The sequence below is a fragment of the Streptomyces sp. NBC_01268 genome, assembly GCF_036240795.1.
In the GTDB taxonomy this organism is placed as follows: Bacteria; Actinomycetota; Actinomycetes; order Streptomycetales; family Streptomycetaceae; genus Streptomyces.
On sequence record NZ_CP108454.1, the window covers coordinates 5,277,908 to 5,304,546 of the forward strand.

Consider the following 26,639-nt stretch of genomic DNA (forward strand, 5'->3'; position numbering starts at 1 on the left):
GACCGACGTGAATCCGACTCTGCTGACCGCGGGCGTGGCGCTGATCTGCTGCGTCCTGGCCGTGCTCGGCGTCCACACGTACGCGAGCGGGGCCGCGCAGCGGGCCGCGCTGATCGCCCGCCTGTCCCAGTCCGGCGAGGGCGGCGAGGGCGGCACGGGAGGGCGGCGCCGCTTCTTCCGGGGCGTCGACCGCCGTGTCCGCCGCACGGCCTTCGGGCGCAGGCTGGAACTGCGGATCTCCGCCACGGGGCTCGACGTCACCCCGGGGGAGTTCGTGGTCGCCATGGCGGCGACCGTCGCCGTCCTCTGGATCGCCGGGCAGGCGCTGCTGTCGCCGTTCTTCGGGCCGATCTGCGGCTTCCTCGGCCTGTGGGTGGCGATGGGCTTCCTCAACTGGCAGCGCCAGAAGCGCATCGAGAAGTTCATCAACCAGCTCCCGGAGCTCTCCCGCATCCTCGCCAACGCCACCCAGGCGGGACTGGCGCTGCGGATGGCCCTCTCCCTCGCCGCCGACGAGCTGGAGGCCCCGGCCGGCGACGAGCTGGAGAAGGTCGCCCAGCAGCTCGCCGTGGGCACCTCGGTCGACGACGCGCTCGGCGAACTGGCCGAGCGCCTGCCCTCGCGTGAGCTCGTCGTCCTGGTGACGACACTGGTCCTGGCCAACCGGGCCGGTGGCACCGTCGTCTCCTCCCTGCGCAACCTCACGGAGACGCTGGAGGAGCGCAAGGAGACCCGCCGCGAGGTCCGCACCCAGCTGTCGCAGGTGAGCCTCACGGCGTACGCGGTGCCGGTCATCGGCGTCGGCTCGCTGCTGCTCATCGACAACATGCAGCCGGGCGCGCTGGACCGGATGACGGGCTCGGGCATGGGACAGCTCGCCGTGGTGATCGCCTTCGCGCTCTACGGGGTGGGCTTCGTCGCGATCCGCCGCTTCTCGAAGATCGACGTGTAGGGGCGTGTGACCGTGGACCTGCTGCTGGCCCTCCTCGCCGGGCTCTCCGTCGCCGGCGCCTGCTACGGCGTCCGCCTCTACCGCGCGGACGTCAAGCTGCCCTCCGACCTCCAGCTCGCCCTGGAGGTCGGCGCCACCCGCACCGGCGCCGTCGACTCGCTCGTCGACCGGCTCGGCATGCGCTGGTCGCCCGCCGTGCTGCGGCTCATGGGCCCCAAGCGGGTCGGCTCGGTACGCCGCCGGATCGACCTCGCGGGCAACCCCGGCGGCCTCACGATCGACCGGTACGGGGCCCGGCGCGCCGTCTACGGCTTCCTCGGCGTCCTCGGCGGGCTGCTCATGCTGGCGCGGGGCTCGTTCCTCGTCGCGGTGCTGCTCTTCGCCTTCGGCGCGTTCTGGACCGAGGTCGGCATCTGGTCCGCGGTCCGCATCCGCAAGGACCAGATCGAGCGCACCCTCCCCGACTTCCTCGACGTCCTCGCCGTCGTCGTCTCCGCCGGGCTCGGCTTCCGGCAGGCGCTCGAACGCGTCGCCGAGAAGTACGAGGGGCCGTGGGCCGACGAACTGCGCATCACCCTGCGCCAGATGGACATGGGCGTCAGCCGCCGCCAGGCCTTCGACGAGCTGCGGCGGCGCAACGACTCGGAGCAGGTCGCGCAGTTCGTCACCGCCCTCCAGCAGGGCGAGGAACTCGGCGCCCCGATCGTCGACACCCTCATCCAGATCGCCAACGACATGCGGCGCACCGACGCGCAGAACGCCCGGCGCAAGGCGGCGAAGGCGGTCCCCAAGGCCACGATGGTGATCACGACCCTGATGGTCCCGGCGACGATGATCCTGCTGGGGGCGGGCCTGTTCCTCGGCACGGGCACCGACTTCGGCTCGATCACGGGCGAATGAGGACCGCGATGAGAGTCCTGGTGGCGAGCGCGAACCCGGTGGTACGAGCCGGCCTCACGGCCCTCCTGGGCACCCGCGCCGACCTGCGGGTCGTGGCGGAGACACCCGACCCCCACGACACCCTCCCGACGGCCCGCCGCACCACCCCGGACCTGATCCTCCTGGACGCCCCCACCCCGCTCCCCGCCCTGCCGCCCCTGACCTCCGTCGCCCCGGTCCTCCTCCTGACCCACCCGGGCCAGGACGTCCCGCGGGGCGTGACCTCCCTGGTCCACGGCGCGTTCACCCTGGACGAGCTCTTACGGACCATGCGTGCGACTGCACACACTGGCGCGGGCTCAACTGTCTCGAATATATTGCGTTTCAGGAATCCAGCTTCGCAAGTGCAACCAGATGTGGGACGGTTCGGTCTGAGTGTGAGGGAGGCGGAGGTGATGGACCTGATCGCGTCGGGCATGACCAACCAGCAGATCGCCGCCACCTGCTTCATCACCGAGAAGACCGTCAAGAACCACATCAACCGCATCTTCGCCAAACTCGACAGCTCCACCCGCGGCGAAGCGATCGCCTCCTGGCTCGGCACGAGGACGGCGTCATGACTACCCACCGTGATTGGGCCTACGGACCCTGTGAACACCCCACCCTCCCGGCGTACCCTGCCCGCGTCGCCGGACACGGAGGGGAACACCATGAACGACGCACTGCTGAAGCTCCTGACCAAGGCCCGCGTACGGGCCGGAAGTTGGTCGAGGGGGCGGGGGGACCGGGGGCAGACGGCGGTGGAGTACCTGGGGATCATCGTGGTGGTGGTGGCGATCGTGGTCGCGATCACGGGCACGGACATCGGGTCCACGATCAAGTCGGCCATCACGAACAAGATCGCCGAACTGACCAAGTAACGCCGGCCGGCAGGGACCCGGAGGCGGGGCAGGCCTTCCCGGTGTACATCACCGTGGTGGCGGCGCTCCTCTTCCTCGCGTTCGTCTACTTTGCCGTGGGACAGGCGGCGGTCGTACGCAACAGCGGGCAGACCGCCGCGGACTCCGCAGCGCTCGCCGCGGCCCAGGACGCCAGGGAGCAGCTCAGGGACGGCTGGCTCGACGTGATCCTCGATCCGGCCGAGTGGGCCGTGTACCTGCAGGGCGAGGAGTACGACACGGTCTCCGCGTGCCGGTACGCCGCGGTGTTCGCGGAGAAGAACGACGCCGAGCTCTGGGGTGACCGGTGCGTCCGGCTGTCGGATGAGGAAGGGTTCCGCGTGACGATCCGCACCCTGGACACCGTGGGCGACTCGGTCGTCCCGGGAACGGCGGACCGGCACGCCTCGGCGACGGCGACCGCCGTGCTGGAACCCCGCTGCTTCTTCGACCCCCCTGCCCCGACGGTGCCTCCGCCCACGACCCCGCCCCCCACGACCCCGGCCCCGACGGGCACGGCCACACCCGAACCGACCCCCACTCCGAGCCCTGAACCCGAGCCGATCACCGGCCTGTTCTGCGACGGCGTCGAGTGGACGATCGACCCGGAGCACCCGAGGCTGCCCGACGCGGCCGACCTCTTTACCGTCCGACTGGCCGACTGACGAGCGAAGGACCTTGTTCTCATGAGAGTGCGGCACGCAACGAAGGCCGGCAGAGGAGTGGCCGCGGCGGCCATGGCGGCCGGACTGATCCTCGGCCTCGCGGGCTGCGGCGGCGAGGGGCAGCAGCCGCAGCAGGACAAGCCGAAGGGGACCACGGCGGCACCCCGGGACACGGCGAGCGGGAACGCGCAGCCGCAGTCCGAGGAGCCGGCCGAGCCGATCGCCGTCCTCAAGGGGCAGGATGGATTCGAGCTGGCGATCACCTCCGCCGAACGGGACGCGGGCGGATTCCTCACCGTCAAGGGCTCGTTGAAGAACACCTCGGAGAAGGGCCGCGCCGTTCCCGTGGGCACGCGCGGCAACGAGACGGAGGTGCTGAAGCACGGCAACTCCCTGGGCGGGGCCACGCTCGTGGACACGCAGGGGAAGAAGCGCTACTACGTGCTGCGCGACACGGACGGGCGGCCCCTGACCACCACCGGGCTGGACATCCTCGGCTCCGGGGAATCGGCCGCGGTCTTCATGCAGTTCCCCGCCCCGCCCGCCGGCACCACCGAGGTCTCCCTCCAGCTCCCCACCTTCGACCCCGCCACCATCAAGCTCTCCTGAGGGCGCAGCCATGACGACGACACCCCGCCGACTCGCCGCTCTCACCACCACCCTGGTCCTGCTGTCCGGCACCGCGGGTGCCGTCGGCACGGCGCGGGCCGACGACCCGCCCGGCTCGACCTCCAGCGCGTCCCCGCCGCCCGCGATCGACGCGAACTCGCCCGCGCTCATGCTTCCCGACGGTGCCACCCTCGCCCCCGCGAAGATCCTCGACATCAAGCAGATCGTCGAGGAGCAGGGCGGCGAGCAGCGCCGCGAGGACACCAACGTCGACGTGACGTTCGCGCTCCAGGCCGAGGTGCTGTTCGCGAAGGACAGCGCCAAACTGGGCCCCGCCGCCACCGCCCGCATCGCCGCCATCGCCGCGGAGATCAACAAGCAGGGCTCCGGCCGGGTCCGGGTCTTCGGGTTCACCGACAACCTCGGCTCGTACGAGCACGGCCTGAAGCTCTCCAAGGCCCGCGCCGACGCGGTGCAGCTGGAACTGGCGAAGAACCTCGACCCGGGGACGACCTTCGACATCCGCGGCTACAGCGAGGACTACCCGATCGCCGACAACGGCACCGAGGACGGCCGCAAGAAGAACCGCCGCGTCGAGGTGTCCTTCCCGCGCACCTCGGGCTCGGGAGGCGGGTAGTCACCGCCCGCCGAGCGCCGCGAGCGCCTCGTGGATCGTCGTCGTCATGCGGTCCGGGCGGGTGAAGACCTCGCGGGCCGTGAAGCGCAGGACGCGGCGGATGTCCGGGCAGGTCTGGAGGGCGTTGAAGCGGTGGACGTCGCGTTCGTGGGCCTGGCGGGTGCCGTGGAAGGCGAAGCCTTCGATCTCGACGGCCAGGCCCTCGGCGCGGAAGTAGAAGTCCGGGTGCAGGGCGCGGCCCGCGGGGGTGTGGAGGGTGGGCTGGATCTCGGGGTGGAGGCCCGCGTCGCGCATGCGGAGGCGGGCGACCGTCTCGGCGGGGGAGCCCGAACCGGCGTGGGCCAGCGGCAGTCGGCGGCGGGCCAGCGGAGCGCCCGGGCGGTGGGGCGCCGCGAGCTCCGCGGCCAGCTGCTCGCGGTCCACCACCGGGTCCCGGCGCAGGCCCGCGACGAAGCGGCGGGAGAGCGCCGAGTCCGCGACGACCACCGCCGCCTCGCGTGTGGCGGCGGTCCGTATCAGGTCGGCGACCGTCCGGGCGGGGCTCGTCACCCGCAGGCCTCGCCGGACGGTGCAGTCACGGTCCGTCAGGGCAAGCGTCCGGTGCACTCGGATCCAGCCAGGGGAGGATCCGCCTCCACGGGCGGTGAAGTCCAGGGGATCCGAGGCTTGCGGCGCGTCCGTGCCGTGCGCGAGCAGTTCGATGCGGTGCAGCGCCGCCGCCGTGCGGTGGCTGCACACCAGGCCGGGGCGGAGCAGCTGGACCGCGCCCGCCCGCACCCTCCAGTCCACCTCCTTCCCCGGGACCGCCCACGCGCCCCTGCAGATCCGCTGCCAGCCGTCCCCGAGCAGCCGTCCGTCCAGCCGGCCCCGCGGCCAGCCCGCCGCGAGCGCCCACGCCGTGAGGAGCACCCCGCCCCGGGCGAGTGCCACCAACTCGTACATAAGCGCAACGATCCACGAATGGGGGAGCTTTCGCACCCCCTGTGGAAAACCCGGCATAAGACGTCGTCAGGAAAGCGCAAAAGTGACGGGACGGTGCACTTCAGGAGGAGCATGCTGGTCGGAAGAGCAACAGCTACAGAGCGCTTTCGAAGTCCGAAATGGGCAGCCGATGACGACCACGACCCCGAGTGTCCAACTGGTCAGCGACCTCGTCGCCCGGATCCCCGAGTTCCGTGACGCGTACGAGTCGCACCTCTTCACCCAGGGCGGTGTCCTGCCGCACGTCTTCTTCTGGGACGTGGTCCAGGGCACGGTCAGCTCCTTCCTGGAGGACCAGGACCGCTGGCGGCGCACCCTGGACTTCCTGGAGGAGCAGTGCTGCCGGGGCGTCCTCGGCATCGACGAGGTGATCACCACCTCGTTCCTGGGCGACCTGCCCGCCCCGCCCGAGCCCGGCCACGAGATCGCGGGCCAGCTCGGTCCGGTCCTCTCGGCGCGGTTCCTGAGGATCCGGCCCCTCGGCTAGGCGCTGCCGGCGCCGGACATAATCGATCGCATGTCCCGCACCGCCCCCGCCCCGCCCTGGGCCGCCCTCGGCGGCTATGCCGCCACCCGTCTGCTCGGTCTCGCCGCGCTCGCCGTCGTCGCGGCGGCCACCGGCAAGGACGGGCTGCACCGGCTCATGGGGCGCTGGGACGCGGTCTGGTACACCCGGATCGCCGAGCACGGCTACGGCTACCAGGTCACCCTGCCCGACGGCAGCGTCCACGCCGACCTCGCCTTCTTCCCCCTCTTCCCCGCCCTGGAACGGGCCGTCGCCGCCGCCCTGCCCGTCGACGTGCCCACCGCGGGACTGCTCGTCTCCTGGGCCGCCTCGCTCGCCGCCGCCTGGGGCATCTACGAGGTCGGCGCGCACGTGGCCGGGAAGCGCGCCGGGATCGTGCTCGCCGTCCTGTGGGGCGTGTACCCGACGGCGTTCGTGCAGTCGATGGCGTACACGGAGACGCTCTTCACCGCGCTCGCCGCCTGGTCGGTCCTCGCCGTGCTGCGCGGGCGCTGGATCCTCGCGGGCGCGCTCTGCGTCCTCGCCGGGCTCACCCGGCCGACCGCCGCCGCGCTGATCGCCGCGATCGGGATCACCGCCCTGGTCACGGTCGTACGGGAGCGCCGGCTGAGGGCCCCCGTCGTCGTGGGCGCGCTGCTCGCGCCGCTCGGCTGGCTCGCGTACATCGTCTACGTCGGCGTCCGGCAGGGCGCCGCGACCGCCTACTTCGACGTCCAGGCCGCCTGGGGCAACTCCATCGACGGCGGCGTCGCCCTCGTCCGCTTCATCGCCGGGCTGCCCTGGCCCGCCGCCCTCGGCCTGTGCGCCGCGCTCGGCCTGCTCGCCTGGCTGGTCGCCCTGTGCGTGCGGCAGCGGCAGCCGCTCCCGCTGCTCGTCTACTCGGTCACCGTCGTCGTGATCTCCCTGGTCGGCGCCGCGTACTTCGGCTCCCGGCCGCGCCTGATGATGCCCGCGTTCGGTTTGCTCCTGCCGCCCGCCGCGGCCCTCGCCCGGCTCCGGCCCCGTACCGCCGTGCCGGTCCTCGCCGTGCTGGCGCTCGGCTCGGGCGTCTACGGGGCGTTCACGCTGCTGGGCTCCGGCCCGCCCTGACGGTCCACCGTGACCCGTACGCCCCGGCGCAGCCCCCAGTCGGCCATCGCGCCGCCCGCCGCCTCCAGGACGTGCCGGCCGCGCGGGCGGATCATGCCCAGCCGACCGGGGCGCATCGTCACCACGTCGAGGACGGTCAGCGAACGGTCGAGATAGGCGACGTCGATGGTGAAGCGCATGCCGAAGGTGTGCACGCTGTTGGTCGGCGTGATGAGCAGCGCGCCCGCGATCCCGTCCCGGCCGAGCAGCCCCCGGCGACGGGCCCGATAGGAAGCGGCGATCTCCAAGGGCACCGCCCCGCCGTCCGGCGTGACCAGTGACCCCGTGCCGTCCCGCCAGGCCCGCCCCGCACTTCCGCTCCACCCCATGGGGCAGACCCTAGGTGTATTGACCCGCAGGGTTGTTGACGCGGCTGATGGGCGGGTGTCCGTCGAGTGCGGTGTGGCAGCGGTGGTGGTTGTAGGTGCGGAGGAAGTCTGCCAGGGCCGCGGTCCGCTCGTCGTTTGAGGTGTAGGGCCGTAGGTAGGCCCATTCGTCGAGGAGGGTGCGGTTGAAGCGTTCGACTTTGCCGTTGGTCTGGGGCCGGTAGGGGCGGGTGAGTTTGCCGGTCGCGCCGAGGTCGGCCAGGACGTTCTTCCAGGCCAGGCCCTTGCGGTAGGCCCAGGCGTTGTCGGTCAGGACCCGCTCGATGCGGTCGATGCCCTGGGCCTGGAAGAACGCGGCCGCGCGGGTCAGGAACCCGGCGCAGGTCGCGACCTTCTCATCGCCGTGGATCTCGCTGTAGGCGAGGCGGGAGTGGTCGTCGACGGCGGAGTGGACGTAGTCGAAGCCCATGCCGCGGATCGGACGGCCGGCCTCGCGGCCGTTGGCCTTGTGGCCGCCGCCGTCGGGAATCCGGCCGAGCTTCTTCACGTCCACGTGGATCAGCTCGCCGGGTCGCTCACGCTCGTAGCGGCGGATGACGGTGCCGGTCGGGCGGTCGATCCATGCGAGCCGGTTGAGCCGGTGGCGGGTCAGGATCCGGTGCACGGTCGAGGTGGGCAGGCCCAGGATCGGGCCGATCCGGGCCGGGCCGAGTTTGCGGTTCCGTCGCAGGTCGCAGACCTGTTCTTCCACGGCGGCCGCGGTCCGGTGCGGGGTGGTGTGAGGCCGGCTCGGCCGGTCGTGCAGGCCTGCCTCGCCCTCGGTCCGCCACCGGCGGATCCATTTGTGGGCGGTGGCCCGGGAGATGCCCATCTCGGCAGCCACATGGGCGACCGGACGGCCTGAGCAGACACGTTCGACCAGCAGTCTCCTACCGAAGACGGTCAGCCGGGCATTACGGTGGGGCACGAAGACCTCCGTGCGGTGAGTTCCTAGACAGCTCCCACCACATCGGAGGTCTTCGCCATGTTCAAGACCGAACCGGTGTCAACAACGCTCGTGATCAATACACCTAGGGCCTGCGGCCCGTCCGCCCCAGGCCCTAGGGTCGCCCCGTGGACGCCGCCTGGATCACCCTCGTCTGTGCCGCCGCCCTGTGGGGCGCGGCCCTCGGCCGTCTCGTGCCCCGGGCCGCGTACCGGCTCTCCGTCGCCGCGGACGAGCCCTGGCGCGACCGCTGTCCCGCCGGGCACCCCTTCGCCGGTCCGGCGCGCGGCTGGCTGGGCGGCCCCGGGCGGGCCGGGTGCGCCACCACCCCCGCACCCCTGGCCGCGCCGCTGCTCACGGCGCTGGCCTGCGCGGCGCTCGCCGCCGCCGTCGGCGGGCCGCGGCCGGAGCTGCTGGTCTGGCTGCTGGTCGCGCCCTTCGGCACGCTGCTCGCCTGGGTGGACGTGCGCGTCCACCGGCTGCCCGACCGGCTGACCCTGCCGCTCGCCGGGGCGCTGCCGCTGCTGCTCGCGGTGGCCGCGGTCCTCCCGTACGCGGCGGGCTCCTGGGTCCACGCCCTGCTGGGCGCGCTCGCCCTCGGCGGCGGCTATCTGCTGCTCTTCCTGGTCCACCCGGACGGCATGGGCTTCGGCGACGTGAAGCTGGCCGTCCCGCTCGGTGCCGCCCTCGGCTGGTACGGCTGGGGCGTGCTGTTCGCGGGGGCGTTCGCGGGCTTCCTGCTCGGCTCGCTGTACGGCCTCGGGCTCGTCCTGGCCCGGCGGGCGGGCCGCGGGTCCGCGATCCCCTTCGGCCCCTTCATGCTCGGCGGCGCCCTCCTCGGCCTGCTCCTCGGCGCGTTCACCGCCACCCCCTGAGGGGACCGGCCCTAGCATCACCCCATATGCGGACAATCGTTGAGAAACCGGCATCGGGTGCGTACGGTCCGGAGCGTCCCGCCCCCACCCCCTGGTACCGGCGCCCCGCCGCCCTGCCCTGGGCCTGGGCCCTCGCCCTCTGCCTGCTCTACGCGACCGTCGCCGTACGCCGCCACCAGCTCATGCGCACCACCGGATACGACCTCGGCATCTTCGAGCAGGCCGTCCGCGGCTACGCCGAACTCCGCGCCCCCGTCGCCCCCTTGCGCGGTGCGGGCTTCAACCTCCTCGGCGACCACTTCCACCCCCTGCTCGCCGCCCTCGCCCCGCTCTACCGCCTCTGGCCCTCGCCGCTCACCCTGCTCGTCGCCCAGTCCGCGCTCCTCGCCCTCGCCGTCGTCCCGCTCGCCCGCTGGGCCGACCGCGCGCTCGGCCGCCGCGCCGCCCACGCCGTCGCCGCCGGGTACGGGCTGAGCTGGGGCGTCGCCTCCGCCGCCGCCTTCGACTTCCACGAGGTCGCCCTCGCGGTGCCCCTGCTCGCCTTCTCCCTGGAGGCGCTGGGCCGGCAGCGCTGGCGGACCGCCGTCGGCTGGGCCGCGCCGCTGCTCCTGGTCAAGGAGGACCTGGGCCTCACCCTCGCCGCCGTCGGCGGCTACGTCGCCGCCCGGGGCCGCGCCGACCGGGGCGCGCTCCGGCTCGGCCTCGCCACGGCCGCCGCGGGCCTGCTCGGTTCGCTCCTGGAGATCAAGGTCCTGCTGCCCGCCCTCGGTCCCACCGGCGGCTACGCCCACGGCGGCAACCTCGCGGCGGCCCACGGCTCGCTCCTCGGCGCCCTCGCCCACGCCCCGCTCGACCTGCTGCGCCCCGAGACGAAGGCGACCACCCTCGTGCTCGTCCTCGCCCCGTCCGCGCTGCTCGCCCTGCGCTCCCCGCTCACGCTGATCGCGCTGCCCACCCTGGCCTGGCGGATGGCCTCGGAGAACGGCTTCCACTGGGGGACCGCCTTCCACTACAGCGCGATCCTCATGCCCGTCGTCTTCGCCGGGCTCGTCGACGTCCTCGGCCGCGAGACCGACCCGCGCACGATCCGCGCCTCGCTGGCCACGGTGCTCGCCGTGACCGCCGTCCTGCTGCCCTCGTTCCCGCTGGCGCAGCTCGCCCAACGGGCCACCTGGCACACCACCGGGCACCTGCGGGCCGCCCGCGCGCTGCTCGACGAGATCCCCGACGGCGCCACCGTCGCCGCGTCCAACCGGCTCGCCCCGCAGCTCACCTCGCGCTGCGCCGTCGTCCTCTTCCCGACCTTCCCGGTCGGCGGACGGCTGTACGCGTACCCCCGCGAGGACCTGCCGCCGCCCACCGCCGAGTGGATCATCCACGACAGCCGGGCCCCGGAGGCCTGGCCGTACAAGCCGGGCCACTGGCCCTACCCGCTGCCCCAGCAGCTCGACGAGCTCCGGGCCGCGCAGCGCGAGCACGGTTACGAGCTGGTCGCCCGCCGTGACGGCATCACCCTGCTGCACCGCGTGCGGCCTCCGCGCACCCCGTCCTGACCTGCGCCGCCGCGTCAACCGGGCGACCCGGCGCGGGGGTCCCCCGTCGGAGGTACGGATTCCGCCGCCACGCCCGGGCGCAAACCCGCCACCGGGCCCTACAGCCCTTGTGCTGCTTGGCCTCCGGAGATTCCGCGACGCTCCGGTCTGCGCGGGTGGCGCGCAGGACGACTAATGAAGGGTTATGGTGGAAACCCCCCCTCGGGCCGGTCCGTATCCCCCCCCACGGACCGGCCCGTTTTTCTTTCCTCCGCCTCCGCCTCCGCCTCCGCCCAGGGGCGCGTCAGCCCCGGCCGGCCCAGATGTTGGTGCCCTCGGTGTCGACGGCGAAGGAGTCGATCTCCTTCAGCTCCTCCTCCGTCAGCGGCGCCCCGGCGAGAGCCGCGATGTTCTCCTCCAGCTGGGCCACGCTCGACGCGCCGATCAGCGCCGAGGTCATCCGCTCGTCCCGGAGCACCCACGCCAGCGCGAGCTGCGCCAGCGACTGGTCGCGCCGCTCGGCGATGTCCGCCAGGCCGCGCAGCCGGCGCAGCACCTCGCCGGAGAGCAGGTTCGGGTCGAGGGACTTGCCCTGGGTGGCCCGCGAGCCCTCCGGGATGCCCTTCAGGTACTTGTTGGTGAGCAGTCCCTGCGCCAGCGGCACGAAGGAGATGCAGCCCATGCCGGCCGCCTCCAGCGTGTCGAGGAGGCCGTCGTCCTCCGTCCAGCGGTTGATCATCGAGTACGAGGGCTGGTGGATCAGGGCGGGGACGCCCATCTCCTTGAGGATCCGCGCGGCCTCGGCGGTCTGCTCGCTGTTGTACGAGGAGACGCCCACGTACAGCGCCTTGCCCTGCTGGACGGCGGAGGCGAGCGCCCCCATCGTCTCCTCCAGCGGCGTGTGCGGGTCGAAGCGGTGCGAGTAGAAGATGTCGACGTAGTCGAGGCCCATCCGCTTCAGGGAGGCGTCGAGCGAGGACATCAGGTACTTGCGCGAGCCCCACTCGCCGTAGGGGCCGGGGTGCATCTCGTAGCCGGCCTTCGTCGAGACGATCAGCTCGTCCCGGTAGGGCGCGAAGTCCTGCGCGAAGATCTTGCCGAAGTTCAGCTCGGCGGAGCCGGGCGGCGGTCCGTAGTTGTTGGCCAGGTCGAAGTGGGTCACGCCCAGGTCGAAGGCCCGGCGCAGGATCGCCCGCTGGGAGTCGAGGGTGCGGTCGTCGCCGAAGTTGTGCCACAGGCCGAGGGAGACCGCGGGCAGCTTGAGCCCGCTGCGGCCGGTGCGGCGGTACTCCATGGAGTCGTAGCGGTTCGAGGCGGCGCGGTACAGGGGGGAATCAGTCACGTATCTCTCCTTATCACGGACTTGTGACAGTCCCGGGCTGGGAGCCCGTGACCCGTGCGCAGTAATGTGGCGGCTTCGGGGGGCCGACACTCATGGAGGGGTAAAGAACGGTGAACCTGCGTGACCTGGTGTACGGGCTGTACGCACGCCGGGTGGAAGGCCGACTCGACCACGCCCAGGTGCCCAAGCACATCGGTGTCATCCTCGACGGCAACCGCCGCTGGGCCAAGGCCGCCGGCGGCACCCCCGAGCAGGGTCACAAGGCCGGCGCGGACAAGATCCAGGAACTGCTCGGCTGGTGCTCCGAGACGGACGTCGAGGTCGTCACCCTGTGGATGCTCTCCACCGACAACCTGAGCCGCCCGGAGGAGCAGCTGGTCCCGCTGCTCGCGATCATCGAGGACGCGGTCCGCGCGCTCGCCGCCGACGGCCGCTGGCGGGTGCACCACGTGGGCACCATGGACCTCCTGCCGGCCCGCACCCAGTCCGTGCTGAAGGAGGCCGAGCAGGCCACCCACGACAACACGGGGATACTCGTGAACGTCGCGGTGGGCTACGGCGGTCGCCAGGAGATCGCGGACGCGGTCCGCTCCCTGCTCCTGGAGCACGCGGAGAAGGGCACCAGCTTCGAGGAGCTCGCCGAGATCGTCGACGTCGAGCACATCTCCGAGCACCTCTACACCCGAGGCCAGCCCGACCCGGACCTGGTGATCCGCACCAGCGGTGAGCAGCGCCTGTCCGGGTTCATGCTGTGGCAGAGCGCGCACTCCGAGTACTACTTCTGCGAGGTGCACTGGCCGGCCTTCCGCAAGGTCGACTTCCTGCGCGCGCTGCGCGACTACGCGGCCCGTCACCGCCGCTTCGGTTCCTGAGGCCCCCCGGCACCACCGCCACCCCGGCACCACCGCCACCCCGGCACCACCGCCACCCCGGCACCACCGCCACCCCGGCGTCACCGGCATCCCCGGCACCGCCGGTGCCTTCGGCACCCCTGGTCACCCCTTGTTCACGAACACGCCGTCATATGCCATGGCATGACGGCGTGTGTTCGAGGGCATATCCCTGGTGAAGTGAGCGGCACGGAGACCGCCACCCGGGAGGCCCTTTGCACCAGGACGACCGTGCAGGACATGTACGGACGACGCGGAGGGCCGGAGCTCGGCCCGCGCATCGCGGCCTGAGCCCGGTCCCATTCCGCAGCGACGGCGGCTCCACCGTGGGCGGAGCCGCCGCACCCCGACCTGACAGGGGTGCCCGAAGGGGGTCTGTCCTTCCGTGGTGACCAGCACTAAGCGCCGCTTGTCCGACAGGCGCACCTATGTTCTCGACACCAGCGTCCTGCTGGCCGACCCGAGCGCGATGTCCCGCTTCGACGAGCACGAGGTCGTGCTCCCGATCGTCGTGGTCACCGAGCTGGAGGCCAAGAGGCACCACCCCGAACTCGGCTACTTCGCGCGCCAGGCCCTGCGCCTCCTCGACGACTTCCGGGTCCGGTACGGACGCCTCGACTCCCCGCTTCCCATCGGGGACCTGGGCGGGACGCTCCGCGTCGAACTCAACCACTCGGACCCCGGCGTCCTCCCGGCGGGCTACCGGCTGGGGGACAACGACTCACGGATCCTCGCGGTCGCGCGCAACCTGCAGGCGGAGGGGTACGACGTCACGGTCGTCTCCAAGGACCTGCCGCTGCGCATCAAGGCGTCCTCGGTCGGTCTCCTCGCCGAGGAGTACCGGGCGGAACTCGCCATCACGGACTCCGGCTGGACCGGCATGTCCGAACTGGCCCTCTCCGCGGACCAGATCGACACCCTCTACGAGCAGGAGACGCTGCACGTGCCCGAGGCGGCCGAGCTGCCCGTGCACACCGGACTGGTCCTCCAGTCCGAGCGCGGCAAGGCGCTCGGCCGGGTCGCGGCCGACGGCGGCGTCCGGCTGGTGCGCGGCGACCGGGAGGTCTTCGGGATCCGCGGCCGCAGCGCCGAACAGCGGATCGCGCTGGACCTGCTGCTCGACCCGGACGTCGGCATCGTCTCGATGGGCGGCCGGGCCGGCACCGGCAAGTCGGCGCTCGCGCTCTGCGCGGGCCTGGAGGCGGTCCTGGAGCGCCGTCAGCACCAGAAGGTGATGGTCTTCCGTCCGCTGTACGCGGTCGGCGGCCAGGAGCTCGGCTATCTGCCGGGCACCGAGGCCGAGAAGATGAGCCCCTGGGCCCAGGCGGTCTTCGACACCCTCTCGTCCGTGGCGGGACGTGAGGTGATCGAGGAGGTGCTCGGCCGGGGCATGCTGGAGGTGCTCCCGCTCACCCACATCCGGGGCCGCTCGCTGCACGACGCGTTCGTCATCGTGGACGAGGCCCAGTCCCTGGAGCGGAACGTGCTGTTGACCGTTCTGTCCCGGATCGGGGCGAATTCCCGGGTCGTCCTCACCCATGACGTCGCCCAGCGCGACAACCTGCGGGTCGGGCGGTACGACGGAGTGGTCGCCGTGGTCGAGAAGTTGAAGGGGCATCCGCTCTTCGCGCACATCACGCTCACCCGCTCCGAGCGCTCGCAGATCGCCGCGCTCGTGACCGAAATGCTGGAGGACGGGCAGATCTGACCTGAATCGCACCGCAGTTGGCGCCGCCCGGCAAAGCGCAGGATCTTAGCCGGGCGGCGCCGCGTTGTCCGCCGTATCGCCCAAAACCCGTGCGTCTGTTCAGGTGTGAGCTTTCACACGCAGTGGGGAATTGCCTTGCGGTACAGGCGTCCGGCAGAGTCTTGCTTCCGTCAGGCCCCGCATACGGCACACGTGCACCCTCAGCGGTGTGGCACCACACAACTGAACAGCCGTCAGCCGTATGCCGCCCACAGCACCACGGGCCCGTGTCTTCTGTGACCCAGCAGTTCGGAGACCAGCGCCAGGGGCACGATTTCGCCCGCTTGGTCACCTGCGCGGGCGATGCTGGAAGGAAACCGTGTGAGCCGGATCTCGGTCCGGGGATTCGCGGTGGCTTCGGCCACTGCGGTCACCACTGTCGGCGCCGTCGTCGGCGTCGCCTCGGGCAATGCCGCGCAGCCTGCGGACGACAACTTCGAGGCCACCGCGGCCGACACCACGCTGCTCGCGGACATTCCCGCGGGCGAGCAGGCCCAGGTACAGGTCTCCTCCCTCTCGGAGCAGGCCGACGTGCAGGCCGCCGCTGCCGACTCCCTCGCGCGCAAGTCCGCCGAGGAAGCCGCCCGCGTGCAGGCAGCCAAGGACGCCGAGGCGAAGAAGAAGGCCGCTGACAAGGCCGAGAAGGAGCGCAAGGAAGAGGCCGAGCGGGCCAACCGCTCCTCCCTGCGCGACGCGAGCAGCTTCTCCGCCCAGGGCTCGTACAGCGTCTCCGAGGTCAAGGCGATGGCTCGCCAGATGATCCCGGCCGACCAGTTCCAGTGCTTCAGCAACATCGTGGACCACGAGTCCGGGTGGAACTACCGCGCGGTCAACGCGGGCTCGGGCGCCTACGGCCTGGTCCAGGCGCTCCCCGGCTCGAAGATGTCCTCGGCCGGCGCCGACTGGCAGACCAACCCCGCCACCCAGATCAAGTGGGGCCTGAGCTACATGGACGGCCGTTACGGCAGCCCGTGCGGCGCCTGGTCCTTCTGGCAGGCCAACCGCTGGTACTAGTACCGGCCGCTCAACTTCGCGCAGCCCCTCGCCGTCCTACGGTGGGGGGCTGCGTGCGTGTAGGTTCGGGGGTTCGGAGGGGGAGAGGGAAAGAGCATGTCGAGACTGCCAGGATGGCTGAACCGGTTGGGCGCCAGCTTCAGCCGCATGGGCGAGCGCCTTGACGAGCGCCGCGCGGAGGCCGAACGCGGGGACCCGCTGGGTCCGCCGTACGTCGTCCCGGACGTCCCGGCGTACGCGCCCGCGTCCGCCGCCACGCCCGCTCCCGCTGCCGCGGCCGCCACCACCGTGTCCGTCGCGGACCCGGTCGCGGACCCGCGCCCCGGCCCGGACAAGGGCGGGCCCAGCGGGCCGGACCCGGAAGCCGGCGAGGCCGCGGCCTCCACCGCCTCCGTCCCGGCACCGCCCGCCTACGCGCCCGCCGTCGCCGCCCGGCCCGACCCCGTCGCCGCGATCCCGTGGGGCATGCGGGTCGCCGCCGAGGCCGGCTGGCGGCTGCTCGTCCTGGCCGGCACGGTCTGGGTGCTGATGAAGGTGATCAGCTCCGTCCAGTTGGTCGTGCTCGCCTTCGTCGCCGCCCTCCTCATCACCGCGCTGCTCCAGCCCACGGTCGCCCTGCTGCGCCGCAAGGGCCTGCCCCGCGGTCTGGCCACCGCCGTCACCGCCGTCTCCGGCTTCGTCGTGATGGGCCTGGTCGGCTGGTTCGTGGTCTGGCAGGTGATGGACAACATCGACAACCTCTCCGACCAGGTCAGGGAGGGCATCGACGACCTCAAGCGCTGGCTGCTCGACAGTCCGTTCCACGTGACCGAGTCGCAGATCAACGACATCGCGAAGAACCTCAGCGACACCATCGGCGCCAACGCCGAGCAGATCACCTCCGCCGGGCTCCAGGGCGTGACCGTGATCGTCGAGGCGATGACCGGCATCCTGCTCGCCATGTTCTCCACCCTCTTCCTCCTCTACGACGGGAAGAAGGTCTGGGAGTGGACGCTGAAGCTGGTGCCCGCGCAGGCCAGGCCCGGCGTCGCCGGAGCCGGTCCGCGGGCCTGGCGCACCCTCACCGCGTACGTCCGCGGCACGGTGCTCGTCGCCCTGATCGACGCCGTCTTCATCGGCCTCGGGCTCTACTTCCTCGACGTGCCGATGGCCGTGCCGCTCGCCGTCTTCATCTTCCTCTTCGCCTTCATCCCGATGGTCGGCGCCGTGCTCTCCGGTGCCCTCGCCGTCGTCGTCGCGCTCGTCACCAACGGGGTGTTCACCGCCCTCATGGTGATCGTGGTGGTGCTCGCCGTGCAGCAGATCGAGGGCCACGTCCTCCAGCCGTTCATCCTCGGCCGGGCCGTGCGGGTGCACCCCCTCGCGGTGGTCCTCGCGGTCGCGGCCGGCGGACTGACCGCCGGCATCGGCGGCGCCGTCGTCGCCGTCCCGCTGGTCGCCGTCTCCAACACGGTGGTCGGCTACCTGCGGGCGTACAGCCACGAACAGGCCCTGCGCGCCTCACCGGAGCCGCGCGGTGCCACCGCCTTCGAGGTCGCGCCGACCCCCGCGCCGGGGGCGGCCGACCGGGTGGACGGATGATCTCGGAACCGGAGCTGGTCGGCGGTACGGAGTTCCCGGCCGCCCTGGAGCCACTCCCGGCCGAGCCGGCGCGGCGCGGGCCCCGGCGCCCCTGGCTGTGGGCCCTGGGCGGGGCGGTCGTCGCCTCGGCGGTGTGGGCCGGCGGCCTCGTCGCGTACGACCGGCAGGAGGACGGGCGCGGGCCGGACCTGAAGGGCTACCGTCTCGGCGTCGACCCGTGCGGGCGGGCCAAGCTGGACGGGCTGGCCTCGGCCTTCGGGCGCAGGGGCGAGCCGACCAACCCCATCACCGTGGAGCAGCCCGCCCTCTACCGGGCCCAGTGCATGGTGCCGCTGGAGGGGAAACCCCTCTTCTACGAGGTGCAGGTGACGTACACCGTGCACCGGGTCACGGACCCGGGCCCGGAGTTCGAGGCCCTGCTGAACGACCCGCTGGAGGGCGGCGAGCAGGTCTCCGGGGTCGGCGAGGTCGCCGAGTTCACGAACGGCGGCGGCCAGACGTCGCTGCGCGTCCTGGACGGGCAGGCGGTCATCGAGCTGACGCTCTCCCCGAACCTGATGTACGACGGCGTCGGCCCGCCGCCCGAGCCCCCCGAGCTCGACCCCGCGGCGACCCGCACCTTCCTCGTGGAGGACGTCACCGCGCTGATGGCGGCGCTGCGGGCATGACACGAAGGGCCCCGGGGCGTGCTGCGCCCCGGGGCCCTTCGTGTCGTACTCCTGCGGAGTCCCGCGTACGGACCCGGCCCTACTCGGCCAGGACCGCCTCGGCGTCCAGCGTGACGCCGACGGCCTGGATGACCGCGGCGATCTTCACGGCCTCCTGGATCGTCTCGCGGTCGACGCCGGCCTTGCGCAGGACCTGCTCGTGCGAGTCCAGGCACTGGCCGCAGCCGTTGATCGCGGAGACGGCCAGCGACCACAGCTCGAAGTCGACCTTGTCGACGCCCGGGTTGCCGATGACGTTCATCCGCAGACCGGCGCGCATCGTCCCGTACTCCGGGTCCGACAGCAGGTGCCGGGTCCGGTAGAAGACGTTGTTCATCGCCATGATCGCGGCGGCCGACTTGGCGGCCTGGTACGCCTCGGGCTTCAGGTTGGCCTGGGCCTCGGGCTCCAGCTCCTTGAGTACCTTCGGCGAACGCGAGGCGATCGCGCAGGCGAGCACCGTGCCCCACAGCTGCTGCTGCGGGAGGTCGCTGTTGCCGATGACCGAGCCGAGGTTCAGCTTGAGGTCCTTGGCGAAGTCCGGGACGGCGGCCTTCAGCTCATCGAGCGCCATGCTCACTCACCGGCCAGGAGCGCGCCGGCGTCCAGGGTGTCCTCACCCTTGTTCCAGTTGCACGGGCACAGCTCGTCGGTCTGCAGGGCGTCCAGGACCCGCAGGACCTCCTTGGGGTTACGGCCCACGGAGCCGGCGGTCACCATGGTGAACTGGATCTCGTTGTTCGGGTCGACGACGAAGACGGCGCGCTGGGCGAAGCCGTCGGCACCCTCGACGCCGCAGTCGCGCATGAGCTCGTGCTTCGAGTCGGCGAGCATCGGGAAGGGCAGGTCACGCAGGTCGGCGTGGTCCTTGCGCCAGGCGTGGTGCACGAACTCGGAGTCGCCGGAGACGCCGAGGATCTGGGCGTCGCGGTCGGCGAACTCGTCGTTCAGCTTGCCGAAGGCGGCGATCTCGGTGGGGCAGACGAAGGTGAAGTCCTTCGGCCAGAAGAACACCACGCGCCACTTGCCCTCGTAGGCCTTGTGGTCGATCTGCTCGAACTCCTTGCCGCTCTCCAGCGACACGCAGGCGGTCAGGTCGTAGGTGGGGAACTTGTCACCGACAGTGAGCACGCGCTCTCCTTGCAGTTCGGAAGGGTCCCTTTTGAGGTCTTCCGTGAGGGGTTGGACGAATCCCCAGCATGGCACGGAGTGCATTGATCAGTGAAATAGCTAGACTGGCTCAGGTTGATCGAAGGTGGTTATCAGTGATTCCGTCCCGGCGTGTGAAACAACCCAGCCTGTCCCAGCTCAGAGCCTTCGCGGCGGTCGCGGAGCACCTGCACTTCCGCGACGCGGCGGCAGCCATCGGGATGAGCCAGCCCGCCCTCTCGGGTGCGGTGTCGGCCCTCGAAGAGGCACTCGGTGTCCAGCTCCTCGAGCGTACGACGCGCAAGGTACTGCTCTCGCCCGCGGGGGAGCGGCTCGCGGTCCGGGCCGGTGCCGTGCTCGACGCGGTCGGCGAGCTGATGGAGGAGGCCGAGGCGGCGCAGGCCCCGTTCACGGGCGTGCTGCGGCTCGGGGTCATCCCGACGGTCGCGCCGTACCTGCTGCCGACCGTGCTGCGCCTGGTCCACACCCGCTACCCGGAGCTCGACCTCCAGGTGCACGAGGAGCAGACCTCCTCGCTGCTCGACGGGCTGGCCGCCGGGCGGCTCGACCTGCTGCTGCTCGCGGTGCCGCTGGGCGCCCCCGCGGTCACCGAACTCCCTCTGTTCGACGAGGACTTCGTGCTGGTCACCCCCGAGGGGCATCCGCTCGCCGGGCGGGCGGACATCCCGCGCGAGGCACTCAAGGAGCTCAAGCTGCTGCTCCTGGACGAGGGGCACTGCCTGCGCGACCAGGCCCTCGACATCTGCCGCGAGGCCGGACGCACCGAGGGGGCGCCGGTCACCACCACCGCGGCCGGCCTCTCCACCCTGGTCCAGCTGGTCGCGGGCGGCCTCGGCGTGACCCTGCTGCCGCGCACCGCGGTCAAGGTCGAGACGGCCCGCAACGCGGCCCTGCACACCGGCTGCTTCGCCGCCCCGGCGCCGTCCCGCCGGATCGCGCTCGCCATGCGCACGGGCGCGGCCCGCCAGTCCGAGTTCGGGCAGCTGGCGGGCGCGCTGCGCGAGGCGATGCGTCGCCTGCCGGTACGGGTGGTGGGCGCGGAGGCCTGAGACCCCCGCGCCCACCCCGGGGCGCCGGGACCGCAGACCCCCGCGCCCACCCCGTACCCCGCTACTCCGTCCTGAGCCCGTCGGCCCGCATCAGGCGCCACAACAGCGGCAGGCTCAGCAGGGTCACCGCGGCGATCAGCGCCGCGCCGACACCGGCCACCGGCAGGAAGATCCACCAGTCCTCGACCTGCTTGCCGATCATCTTCAGCAGCACCGCGCCGAGGCCGAGTCCGCCGACCACCGCGAGGGCGAGCCCGAGGACGATCGGCACGGTCGTCTGCCACAGCACCGACCAGCCGAGCGTGCTGCGCCGGGTGCCGAAGGCGACCAGCGAGGACAGCAGCCGCCGGCGTTCGCGCAGCTGCTCCAGGGTGGTGACCAGGAGCGAGGCCGCCACGAGGAGCATGGTGAGCGTGGCGCCCACCAGGATCCCGGTGCGGACGCTCGCGTACTGCGCGTCGCGCTCCATGTTCTGCAGGGTGTCGACGCGGGTCAGCGGGTCGAGCGCGGCGACCGCGTTCCGCACGTACTCGGGGGCGTCCGGCACCGCCGGATCGATCCGGATCATGGCGTTGACGCCGGGGGTGTCGAGCCGCGCCGCGTCGATCGCCTTCGGGGTCGCGAGGACCCCGAACTGCACCATGCCCATGGGGTCGCGGCGCGCGTCCACCGTGCGGGCGGAGGCGGGGATGCGCCAGGTGGGCGGCGGCCCGGCCTTGTGGAGCTCCGCATCGCGCAGGTCCACCAGCGCGCCCGCCCTCGCGGTCCGGGTCACCCAGGCGTCCTCGGGCCCCTCCGCTCCGTGCGCGAGGGCGACGAAGACGTCGCCGTCCTTGCAGGAGGGCAGCGTGGCGAGCTCCTTCAGCGAGGCGCAGTCGCCGACGGCGATCGAGGTGATCGGGCGCATCTCCTCGCCCTTCGCGAGCGGACCGGGCCGCCACACGTTGGACTCGATGGTGCCGGCGACCCCGGTGACGCCCTTCGTCCTGGCCAGCTTCTCGATCATGACCCGGGCCGCGTCGCCGTCGCGGGCGTGGACCCTGGTCTGCATCTGGGCCCGGGCGGTGTCCATGTTGGTGGGCTGCATGAAGTCGTTCTGCATCGCCTGGAACAGCATCAGCAGGGCGATCGCCCCGGTCGCCGCGACGACGATGCCGCTGACCGTACGGGCGGCGGCGCTGCTGCTCAACTGGAGCCTGCGGACGGCCAGCTGCCAGGCCACCGGACCGCCGTGCAGCCGCTTCACCAGGGCCTCCACCAGCCAGGGCAGCAGGGTGGTGAGCCCGATCAGGGCCAGGGTGGTGCCGCCGGCGACCCACACCGTGTCGATCTGTGTCTGCTCGATCCGCACGCCCGAGACGGACGGCACGAGGAGCGCCGCACCGGCCAGCACGAGGACCAGTCGCCAGGCGAGGCGGCGGGGACGCGGAGTGGCGGTCCTGACGACGCCGAGCGGTTCGATCGCGACCTCGCGCAGCGCGAAGAGGGTGACCGCGACGGCCGCGACCGGCACCGCACCGACGATCAGGGCGGCCAGCCAGGGCAGCGGGGACACGTCGGACGGGAAGGCGTTGACGTCCCAGAACCGCACGGTGCCGGCGAACTGCCGGGCCACGGCGAAGAGGACGGCGCCGGTGCCGAGCCCGAGCAGCGCGCCCGCGAGGGACTCGCCGGCCGCGATCCGCCGGGTCATCGCGTTGTCCGCGCCGACCAGCCGCAGCGCCGCGAGCCGCCGGTCGCGCTGTTCGCCGCCGAAGCGGACCGCGGTGGCGATGAAGACCAGCACCGGCAGCAGCAGCACCACGCAGCCGATGACGACGAGCAGGAGCAGGAAGGCGTTCTTCGGCTCCTCGGGCACCGACCAGCCGTACGTCCTTCCGCGGCCGTCGTAGTTGTCCGTGGTCAGGGTCGAGCTGCCGGCCACGTACCGCAGTTCCGCCGGGCCGATCAGCCCGGCCTCACCGAGGGTGCCGACGGTCCGGTACGGGATCCGCTCGCGCAGCAGCGCCCCCTCGGGGGAGCCGAGCAGGTCGGCGAGGGCGGGGGAGACCAGCATCTCGCCCGGGCCCGGCATCGCGGCGGCGCCGGGCGGCAGCGCGGGGCGCACGCCCTCGGGCCGCAGGAGCAGGCCGGTGACGGCCTCGCCCCGGTACTCGGTCCGGTGGCCCACGTGCAGAAAGGTGTCGGGGCCGGGCTTGGCGACCTCGTAGCTCGCGTCGGGCACCCGGGCGGACTCCCGCACCTCCCGCTGGAAGAGCATGTTCGGCAGCGAGGCGGCGACCAGCAGCAGGGCCACGCCGCATCCGATGCCGGTCGCCGTCAGCGCCGTACGGATCCAGCCGCCGCGGCCGCCGGTGAGGGCGAAGCGCGCGCCGAGGGCCAGGTCGCGCGCCCAGGTCCGCAGGTTCATACCGCCCACTCCGTGTTCCGTACGGAGCCGTCGCGGACCACGACCTCGCGGTCGGAGTAGGCGGCGACCCGGGCCTCGTGGGTGACCAGGACGACGGCGGCGCCGGTGTCCCGGGAGGCGTCGGTGAGCAGCCGCATCACCCGCTCGCCGTTGAGCGAGTCGAGGGCGCCGGTCGGCTCGTCGGCGAAGATCACCCGCGGGGCGGTGACGAGGGCGCGGGCCACGGCGACCCGCTGGCCCTGGCCGCCGGAGATCTCGCCGGGGCGCTTGCCGGCCACGTCCTCGACCTCCAGGCGCGTCAGCCAGGTGCGCGCCTTCTCCTCGGCGCTCCTGCGCCGCTCGCCGTTCAGACGCAGCGGAAGGGCCACGTTCTCGACGCAGGTGAGCTCGGGGACCAGCTGGCCGAACTGGAAGACGAAGCCGAAGTCGGCGCGGCGCAGGGCGCTGCGCTGTCCGTCGGTGAGGGCGGTCAGCTCGCGCCCGTCGTAGTGGATGGTCCCGGCGTCGGGGCGGACGATGCCGGCGAGGCAGTGCAACAGGGTGGACTTGCCGGAGCCGGAGGGGCCCATCACGGCGACGACCTCCCCGGCCCGCAGGGCGAAGTCGGCCCCGGCGAGCGCGGGCGTCGGACCGTACGCCTTGTCGATCCCGCTCGCCCGGAGCAGCGGCTCGGCGGTCATCGGCGGACCTCCTCGGCGAGCCGGTCGAGGCGGGCGGCGGTCAGTTCCAGCCAGCGCAGGTCGGCCTCCAGGTGGAACAGGGCGTGGTCGCAGATCAGCTGGTCGGCGAGGTCGCCGTCCTTCTTGCGCCGGGTGAGCTCGCGCATCAGGCGCAGGTGCTCGGTGCGCTGGACGTCGAGGAGCTCGGCGGCCCCGCGCCCGGTGAGCAGGGCGAGGACGACCTTGGTGTAGAGCGTCGACTGGAGGTACGGCTCGGGCTTCTCGGGGGTGGCCAGCCACCCGGCGACGTCGGTGATGCCGGCCTCGGTGATGGCGTACCGCTTGCGCTCGGGACCGCCGCCGGCCTCGATGCCGTCGACCTCGACGAGACCGTTCTTCAGGAGCCGGGACATGGTCGAGTAGACCTGCCCGTAGTGCAGCGGCCGGTCGTGACCGAACCGCTCGTCGAAGGCGCGCTTGAGGTCGTAGCCGTGGCGCGGGCCGGACTCCAGGAGTCCCAGAAGGGTGTGACCGATGGACATGGCGCCACTGTACATGGCGTGTATACGCACGATGTATAGCCCTGGTGGTGCCCCCGTGCGAGCGGGGTGTGACCGGCGGCACACAACCATCGGGCGCTCTGGAGCGTCGGTTCCGTCGGGAGCGGGTGCTGATTGTCACGTCCGGTAAATACGGATCGATCGCCCTTTGTCTCCATGGGCGGTGTTAGCTTTCTGAGCTGATTCCACGACGAGCGGAGCGACGGAAGACATGGGCCGAACGAGCAAGGGCCAGGCGAAGAAGGGCGGGCGCATACGCCGGCTCTTCACCTGGAAGAAACTCCTGGGCACGTTCTTCGTGGGATGCCTGCTCGTCATGGGCGCCTTCTACGCGGTCTACGTGATGGTCCCGGTGCCGACCGCCAACGCCGACGCGACGCTGCAGAGCAACGTCTACAAATACTCCAACGGCAAGGTCATGGCCCGCACGGGCAAGATCAACCGCGAGATCGTCGGCCTGGAGAAGGTCCCCCAGGACGTCCAGCGGGCGTTCGTCGCCGCGGAGAACAAGACCTTCTACAAGGACAACGGCGTCGACATCAAGGGCACCGTCCGCGCCGCGTGGAACACCCTCACCGGCAAGGGCAAGCAGGGTGGTTCGACGATCACCCAGCAGTACGTGAAGAACTACTACTTGAGCCAGGACCAGACGGCCACGCGCAAGCTCAAGGAAATGGTCATCGCGATCAAGGTCGACGAGAACATGTCGAAGCCCGAGATCCTGGCCGGCTACATCAACACCAGCTACTACGGCCGCAACGCCTACGGCATCCAGGCCGCCGCCCAGGCGTACTACGGCATCGACGCCGCCAAGCTGAACGTCGCCCAGGGCGCCTACCTCGCCTCCCTGCTCCAGGCCCCCAGCCAGTACGACTGGACCTCCGCGAGCGCCGAGGGCCGCAAGCTGGTCGAGCAGCGCTGGAACTACGTCCTCGACAACATGGTCGGGGAGGGCTGGCTCGACTCCGGCAAGCGCGCCGGGATGAAGTTCCCCGTCCCGCAGAAGCCCAAGGCCCCCAAGGGCATGAGCGGCCAGAGCGGCTACATCGTCGAGGCCGCCAACCAGGAGCTGATGCGCCAGGGCGTCAGCGAGGAGGACCTGAAGGCCGGCGGCTGGACGATCACCCTCAACATCGACGAGAAGAAGCAGAAGGCGCTCGTCCGGGCCGTCGACGACCAGCTCGAGGACAAGCTGGACCGCAAGGGCAGCAAGAAGCAGGCGAGCGTCCAGGCCGGCGCCACCTCCGTCGACCCGAGGACCGGCGCGGTCGTCGCCCTCTACGGCGGCATCGGCGCCACCGAGCACTGGACCAACAACGCCACCCGGCGCGACTACCAGCCCGCCTCGACGTTCAAGCCGCTCGTGCTCGCCTCCGCGCTCGACAACGACGCCGTGACCCAGGACGGGCGCAAGATCGGCCTCGGCACGATCTACGACGGCACCAGCAAGCGCGCGGTGGTCGGCAGCTCCATCCCGTTCAACCCGGAGAACGAGGACAACCAGAGCTACGGCCCGGTCAGCGTCCAGAAGGCCACCAACAGCTCGATCAACTCGGTCTACGCCCAGATGATCGTCGACGTCGGCCCCACCAAGGCCAAGCAGACCGCGATCGGCCTCGGCATGAAGGACGGCGTCGACTTCGGCGCCACCCCGTCGATGTCGCTCGGCGTCATGGGCGCCTCCACCATGGACATGGCCGGCGCCTACGCCACCCTCGACAACCACGGCGTCAAGGTCACCCCGACCCTCGTGAAGTCCGCCGAGCACAAGGACCGCACGGCCGACCCCGTGAAGTCCATCGGCGACCGGGTGATCAGCCGCGAGGCCGCCGACACCACCACCAAGGCCATGCAGGGCGTCGTCCAGTCCGGCTCCGGCTTCCGCGCCGCCGGCGACTACGCGGCGGCGGGCAAGACCGGCACCTCCGAGAACAACCGCTCGGCCTGGTTCGTCGGCTACACCCCCGAGCTGGTCACCGCCGTCGGCCTCTTCGGCGAGGACGCCAAGGGCAACCAGGTCACCCTGACCGACACGATCAACCCGGGCCGCGCCAACGGTGGCCGCACCCCCGCCCAGATCTGGGGCGCCTACACCACCGACGCGCTCGGCGGCGGCTCCGACGCCTCGTTCGACCTGAAGACCGACGGCACCTCCGGCGGCGACGGCACCGTCCCGACGCCGACCGCGACCACCGGGTCGCCCACGCCGACCACGACGCCGAGCGACGAGGCCACCACGCCGACCCGGCCGCCGACGTCCACGGCCACCACGCCGTCCCGGCCGCCCACGTCGACGGCCACGACTCCGCCCACGCCGCCGCCGACGAAGACGGACGAGCCGACGACCGAGCCGCCGCCGGACGGCGGCGACGGAAACGGCATCGTCGACGGCCGACCGGGCCAGTGAGACACGGCGACGGCCGGGCCCCCCGCACAGGGGCCCGGCCGTCGCCTTTCTCGTACGTCCTCCGCGCGCC

At 72.0% G+C, this 26,639-nt stretch carries 26 protein-coding genes and 1 pseudogene; 18 read left to right on the forward strand and 9 right to left on the reverse strand.

Going from position 1 to position 26,639, the window contains the following annotated elements:
- Nucleotides 1-7: 7 nt before the first annotated feature.
- The 7 genes and pseudogenes from OG309_RS23880 to OG309_RS23910 all read left to right on the forward strand — a co-directional run bounded on the left by OG309_RS23880 (nucleotide 8) and on the right by OG309_RS23910 (nucleotide 4,680).
- Complete coding sequence (locus OG309_RS23880; RefSeq protein ID WP_329423534.1) at nucleotides 8-952, forward strand: type II secretion system F family protein; 945 nt, start codon at nucleotides 8-10, stop codon at nucleotides 950-952.
- A gap of 12 nt (nucleotides 953-964) precedes the next feature.
- A complete protein-coding gene (locus tag OG309_RS23885) occupies nucleotides 965-1,852 on the forward strand; it encodes a DUF5936 domain-containing protein (RefSeq protein WP_329423536.1) in 888 nt (295 codons plus the stop codon).
- Nucleotides 1,853-1,860: 8 nt separating this feature from the next.
- Nucleotides 1,861-2,451, forward strand: a complete 591-nt coding sequence (locus OG309_RS23890) for a response regulator transcription factor (RefSeq protein WP_329423538.1) — start codon at nucleotides 1,861-1,863, stop codon at nucleotides 2,449-2,451.
- Between the two features lie 90 nt (nucleotides 2,452-2,541).
- Nucleotides 2,542-2,751 carry a Flp family type IVb pilin gene (locus OG309_RS23895; protein WP_329423540.1) on the forward strand — a complete coding sequence of 70 codons (210 nt, stop codon included), beginning with the start codon at nucleotides 2,542-2,544 and terminating at the stop codon, nucleotides 2,749-2,751.
- A gap of 38 nt (nucleotides 2,752-2,789) precedes the next feature.
- Nucleotides 2,790-3,434 (forward strand): annotated as a pseudogene (locus OG309_RS23900) (pilus assembly protein TadG-related protein); the annotation flags it as partial.
- A gap of 21 nt (nucleotides 3,435-3,455) precedes the next feature.
- Complete coding sequence (locus OG309_RS23905) at nucleotides 3,456-4,043, forward strand: hypothetical protein (protein ID WP_329423542.1); 588 nt, start codon at nucleotides 3,456-3,458, stop codon at nucleotides 4,041-4,043.
- A gap of 10 nt (nucleotides 4,044-4,053) precedes the next feature.
- Complete coding sequence (locus OG309_RS23910; RefSeq protein ID WP_329423544.1) at nucleotides 4,054-4,680, forward strand: OmpA family protein; 627 nt, start codon at nucleotides 4,054-4,056, stop codon at nucleotides 4,678-4,680.
- On the opposite strand, the gene OG309_RS23915 is transcribed toward OG309_RS23910, so the two are convergent.
- Nucleotides 4,681-5,622, reverse strand: coding sequence for a hypothetical protein (locus OG309_RS23915; RefSeq protein ID WP_329423546.1), 942 nt, complete (start codon nucleotides 5,620-5,622; stop codon nucleotides 4,681-4,683).
- A gap of 169 nt (nucleotides 5,623-5,791) precedes the next feature.
- Here OG309_RS23915 and OG309_RS23920 point away from each other — a divergent pair, with 169 nt between their 5' ends.
- Nucleotides 5,792-6,148: a DUF7674 family protein gene (locus tag OG309_RS23920; protein ID WP_329423548.1), complete on the forward strand. Its 357-nt coding sequence runs from the start codon at nucleotides 5,792-5,794 to the stop codon at nucleotides 6,146-6,148.
- A gap of 30 nt (nucleotides 6,149-6,178) precedes the next feature.
- Nucleotides 6,179-7,276 carry a glycosyltransferase family 39 protein gene (locus tag OG309_RS23925; RefSeq protein WP_329423549.1) on the forward strand — a complete coding sequence of 366 codons (1,098 nt, stop codon included), beginning with the start codon at nucleotides 6,179-6,181 and terminating at the stop codon, nucleotides 7,274-7,276.
- On the opposite strand, the gene OG309_RS23930 is transcribed toward OG309_RS23925, so the two are convergent.
- Nucleotides 7,237-7,644 carry a DUF192 domain-containing protein gene (locus OG309_RS23930; RefSeq protein WP_329423551.1) on the reverse strand — a complete coding sequence of 136 codons (408 nt, stop codon included), beginning with the start codon at nucleotides 7,642-7,644 and terminating at the stop codon, nucleotides 7,237-7,239. The genes OG309_RS23925 and OG309_RS23930 overlap by 40 nt on opposite strands.
- Before the next feature lie 10 nt (nucleotides 7,645-7,654).
- Nucleotides 7,655-8,608, reverse strand: coding sequence for an IS481 family transposase (locus OG309_RS23935; protein ID WP_329423553.1), 954 nt, complete (start codon nucleotides 8,606-8,608; stop codon nucleotides 7,655-7,657).
- A gap of 146 nt (nucleotides 8,609-8,754) precedes the next feature.
- On the opposite strand from OG309_RS23935, the gene OG309_RS23940 reads away from it, so the two are divergent.
- Both OG309_RS23940 and OG309_RS23945 read left to right on the forward strand, forming a co-directional pair.
- Complete coding sequence (locus OG309_RS23940) at nucleotides 8,755-9,501, forward strand: A24 family peptidase (protein ID WP_329423555.1); 747 nt, start codon at nucleotides 8,755-8,757, stop codon at nucleotides 9,499-9,501.
- Between the two features lie 26 nt (nucleotides 9,502-9,527).
- The gene (locus OG309_RS23945) at nucleotides 9,528-11,054 is read left to right on the forward strand and encodes a DUF2079 domain-containing protein (protein WP_329423556.1); all 1,527 of its coding nucleotides are present in this window, start codon (nucleotides 9,528-9,530) and stop codon (nucleotides 11,052-11,054) included.
- A 283-nt stretch (nucleotides 11,055-11,337) separates the two neighbouring features.
- Here OG309_RS23945 and mgrA read toward each other — a convergent pair whose 3' ends face one another.
- Nucleotides 11,338-12,375 (reverse strand): L-glyceraldehyde 3-phosphate reductase, encoded by a 1,038-nt coding sequence (gene mgrA, locus OG309_RS23950; RefSeq protein ID WP_329423558.1) that lies wholly within the window; start codon nucleotides 12,373-12,375, stop codon nucleotides 11,338-11,340.
- A gap of 110 nt (nucleotides 12,376-12,485) precedes the next feature.
- Between mgrA and OG309_RS23955 the strand changes: the two genes are divergently transcribed.
- The 5 genes from OG309_RS23955 (at nucleotide 12,486) to OG309_RS23975 (ending at nucleotide 18,275) form a co-directional block, all read left to right on the forward strand.
- Nucleotides 12,486-13,247 carry an isoprenyl transferase gene (locus tag OG309_RS23955; RefSeq protein WP_329423559.1) on the forward strand — a complete coding sequence of 254 codons (762 nt, stop codon included), beginning with the start codon at nucleotides 12,486-12,488 and terminating at the stop codon, nucleotides 13,245-13,247.
- A 403-nt stretch (nucleotides 13,248-13,650) separates the two neighbouring features.
- The gene (locus tag OG309_RS23960) at nucleotides 13,651-14,973 is read left to right on the forward strand and encodes a PhoH family protein (protein ID WP_329423561.1); all 1,323 of its coding nucleotides are present in this window, start codon (nucleotides 13,651-13,653) and stop codon (nucleotides 14,971-14,973) included.
- Between the two features lie 342 nt (nucleotides 14,974-15,315).
- Complete coding sequence (locus tag OG309_RS23965) at nucleotides 15,316-16,026, forward strand: transglycosylase SLT domain-containing protein (protein WP_329423563.1); 711 nt, start codon at nucleotides 15,316-15,318, stop codon at nucleotides 16,024-16,026.
- 96 nt (nucleotides 16,027-16,122) lie between these two features.
- Nucleotides 16,123-17,607 (forward strand): AI-2E family transporter, encoded by a 1,485-nt coding sequence (locus tag OG309_RS23970; protein WP_329423566.1) that lies wholly within the window; start codon nucleotides 16,123-16,125, stop codon nucleotides 17,605-17,607.
- Nucleotides 17,604-18,275, forward strand: coding sequence for a hypothetical protein (locus OG309_RS23975; protein ID WP_329423568.1), 672 nt, complete (start codon nucleotides 17,604-17,606; stop codon nucleotides 18,273-18,275). Before OG309_RS23970 ends, OG309_RS23975 begins: the two co-directional genes overlap by 4 nt.
- A gap of 79 nt (nucleotides 18,276-18,354) precedes the next feature.
- On the opposite strand, the gene OG309_RS23980 is transcribed toward OG309_RS23975, so the two are convergent.
- Together OG309_RS23980 and OG309_RS23985 are read right to left on the reverse strand one after the other, a co-directional pair.
- The gene (locus tag OG309_RS23980; protein WP_329423570.1) at nucleotides 18,355-18,888 is read right to left on the reverse strand and encodes an alkyl hydroperoxide reductase; all 534 of its coding nucleotides are present in this window, start codon (nucleotides 18,886-18,888) and stop codon (nucleotides 18,355-18,357) included.
- Nucleotides 18,889-18,890: 2 nt separating this feature from the next.
- Entirely contained in the window at nucleotides 18,891-19,445 is a 555-nt protein-coding gene (locus OG309_RS23985) for a peroxiredoxin (RefSeq protein WP_329423572.1), read from the reverse strand.
- 152 nt (nucleotides 19,446-19,597) lie between these two features.
- Here OG309_RS23985 and OG309_RS23990 point away from each other — a divergent pair, with 152 nt between their 5' ends.
- The gene (locus OG309_RS23990; RefSeq protein WP_329423574.1) at nucleotides 19,598-20,533 is read left to right on the forward strand and encodes a LysR substrate-binding domain-containing protein; all 936 of its coding nucleotides are present in this window, start codon (nucleotides 19,598-19,600) and stop codon (nucleotides 20,531-20,533) included.
- Between the two features lie 61 nt (nucleotides 20,534-20,594).
- Here the strand turns inward: OG309_RS23990 and OG309_RS23995 are convergent, their stop codons facing one another.
- Genes OG309_RS23995 through OG309_RS24005 form a run of 3 tightly spaced genes read right to left on the reverse strand, consistent with a single transcriptional unit; the run spans nucleotide 20,595 to nucleotide 24,144 of the window.
- Nucleotides 20,595-22,943, reverse strand: coding sequence for an FtsX-like permease family protein (locus OG309_RS23995; protein WP_329423576.1), 2,349 nt, complete (start codon nucleotides 22,941-22,943; stop codon nucleotides 20,595-20,597).
- Nucleotides 22,940-23,623: an ABC transporter ATP-binding protein gene (locus OG309_RS24000; RefSeq protein WP_329423578.1), complete on the reverse strand. Its 684-nt coding sequence runs from the start codon at nucleotides 23,621-23,623 to the stop codon at nucleotides 22,940-22,942. The genes OG309_RS23995 and OG309_RS24000 overlap by 4 nt, the downstream gene beginning before the upstream one ends.
- Nucleotides 23,620-24,144: a PadR family transcriptional regulator gene (locus OG309_RS24005; RefSeq protein WP_329423581.1), complete on the reverse strand. Its 525-nt coding sequence runs from the start codon at nucleotides 24,142-24,144 to the stop codon at nucleotides 23,620-23,622. The genes OG309_RS24000 and OG309_RS24005 overlap by 4 nt, the downstream gene beginning before the upstream one ends.
- A gap of 229 nt (nucleotides 24,145-24,373) precedes the next feature.
- Between OG309_RS24005 and OG309_RS24010 the strand changes: the two genes are divergently transcribed.
- The gene (locus OG309_RS24010; RefSeq protein WP_329423583.1) at nucleotides 24,374-26,569 is read left to right on the forward strand and encodes a transglycosylase domain-containing protein; all 2,196 of its coding nucleotides are present in this window, start codon (nucleotides 24,374-24,376) and stop codon (nucleotides 26,567-26,569) included.
- The last annotated feature ends 70 nt before the right edge of the window (nucleotides 26,570-26,639 follow it).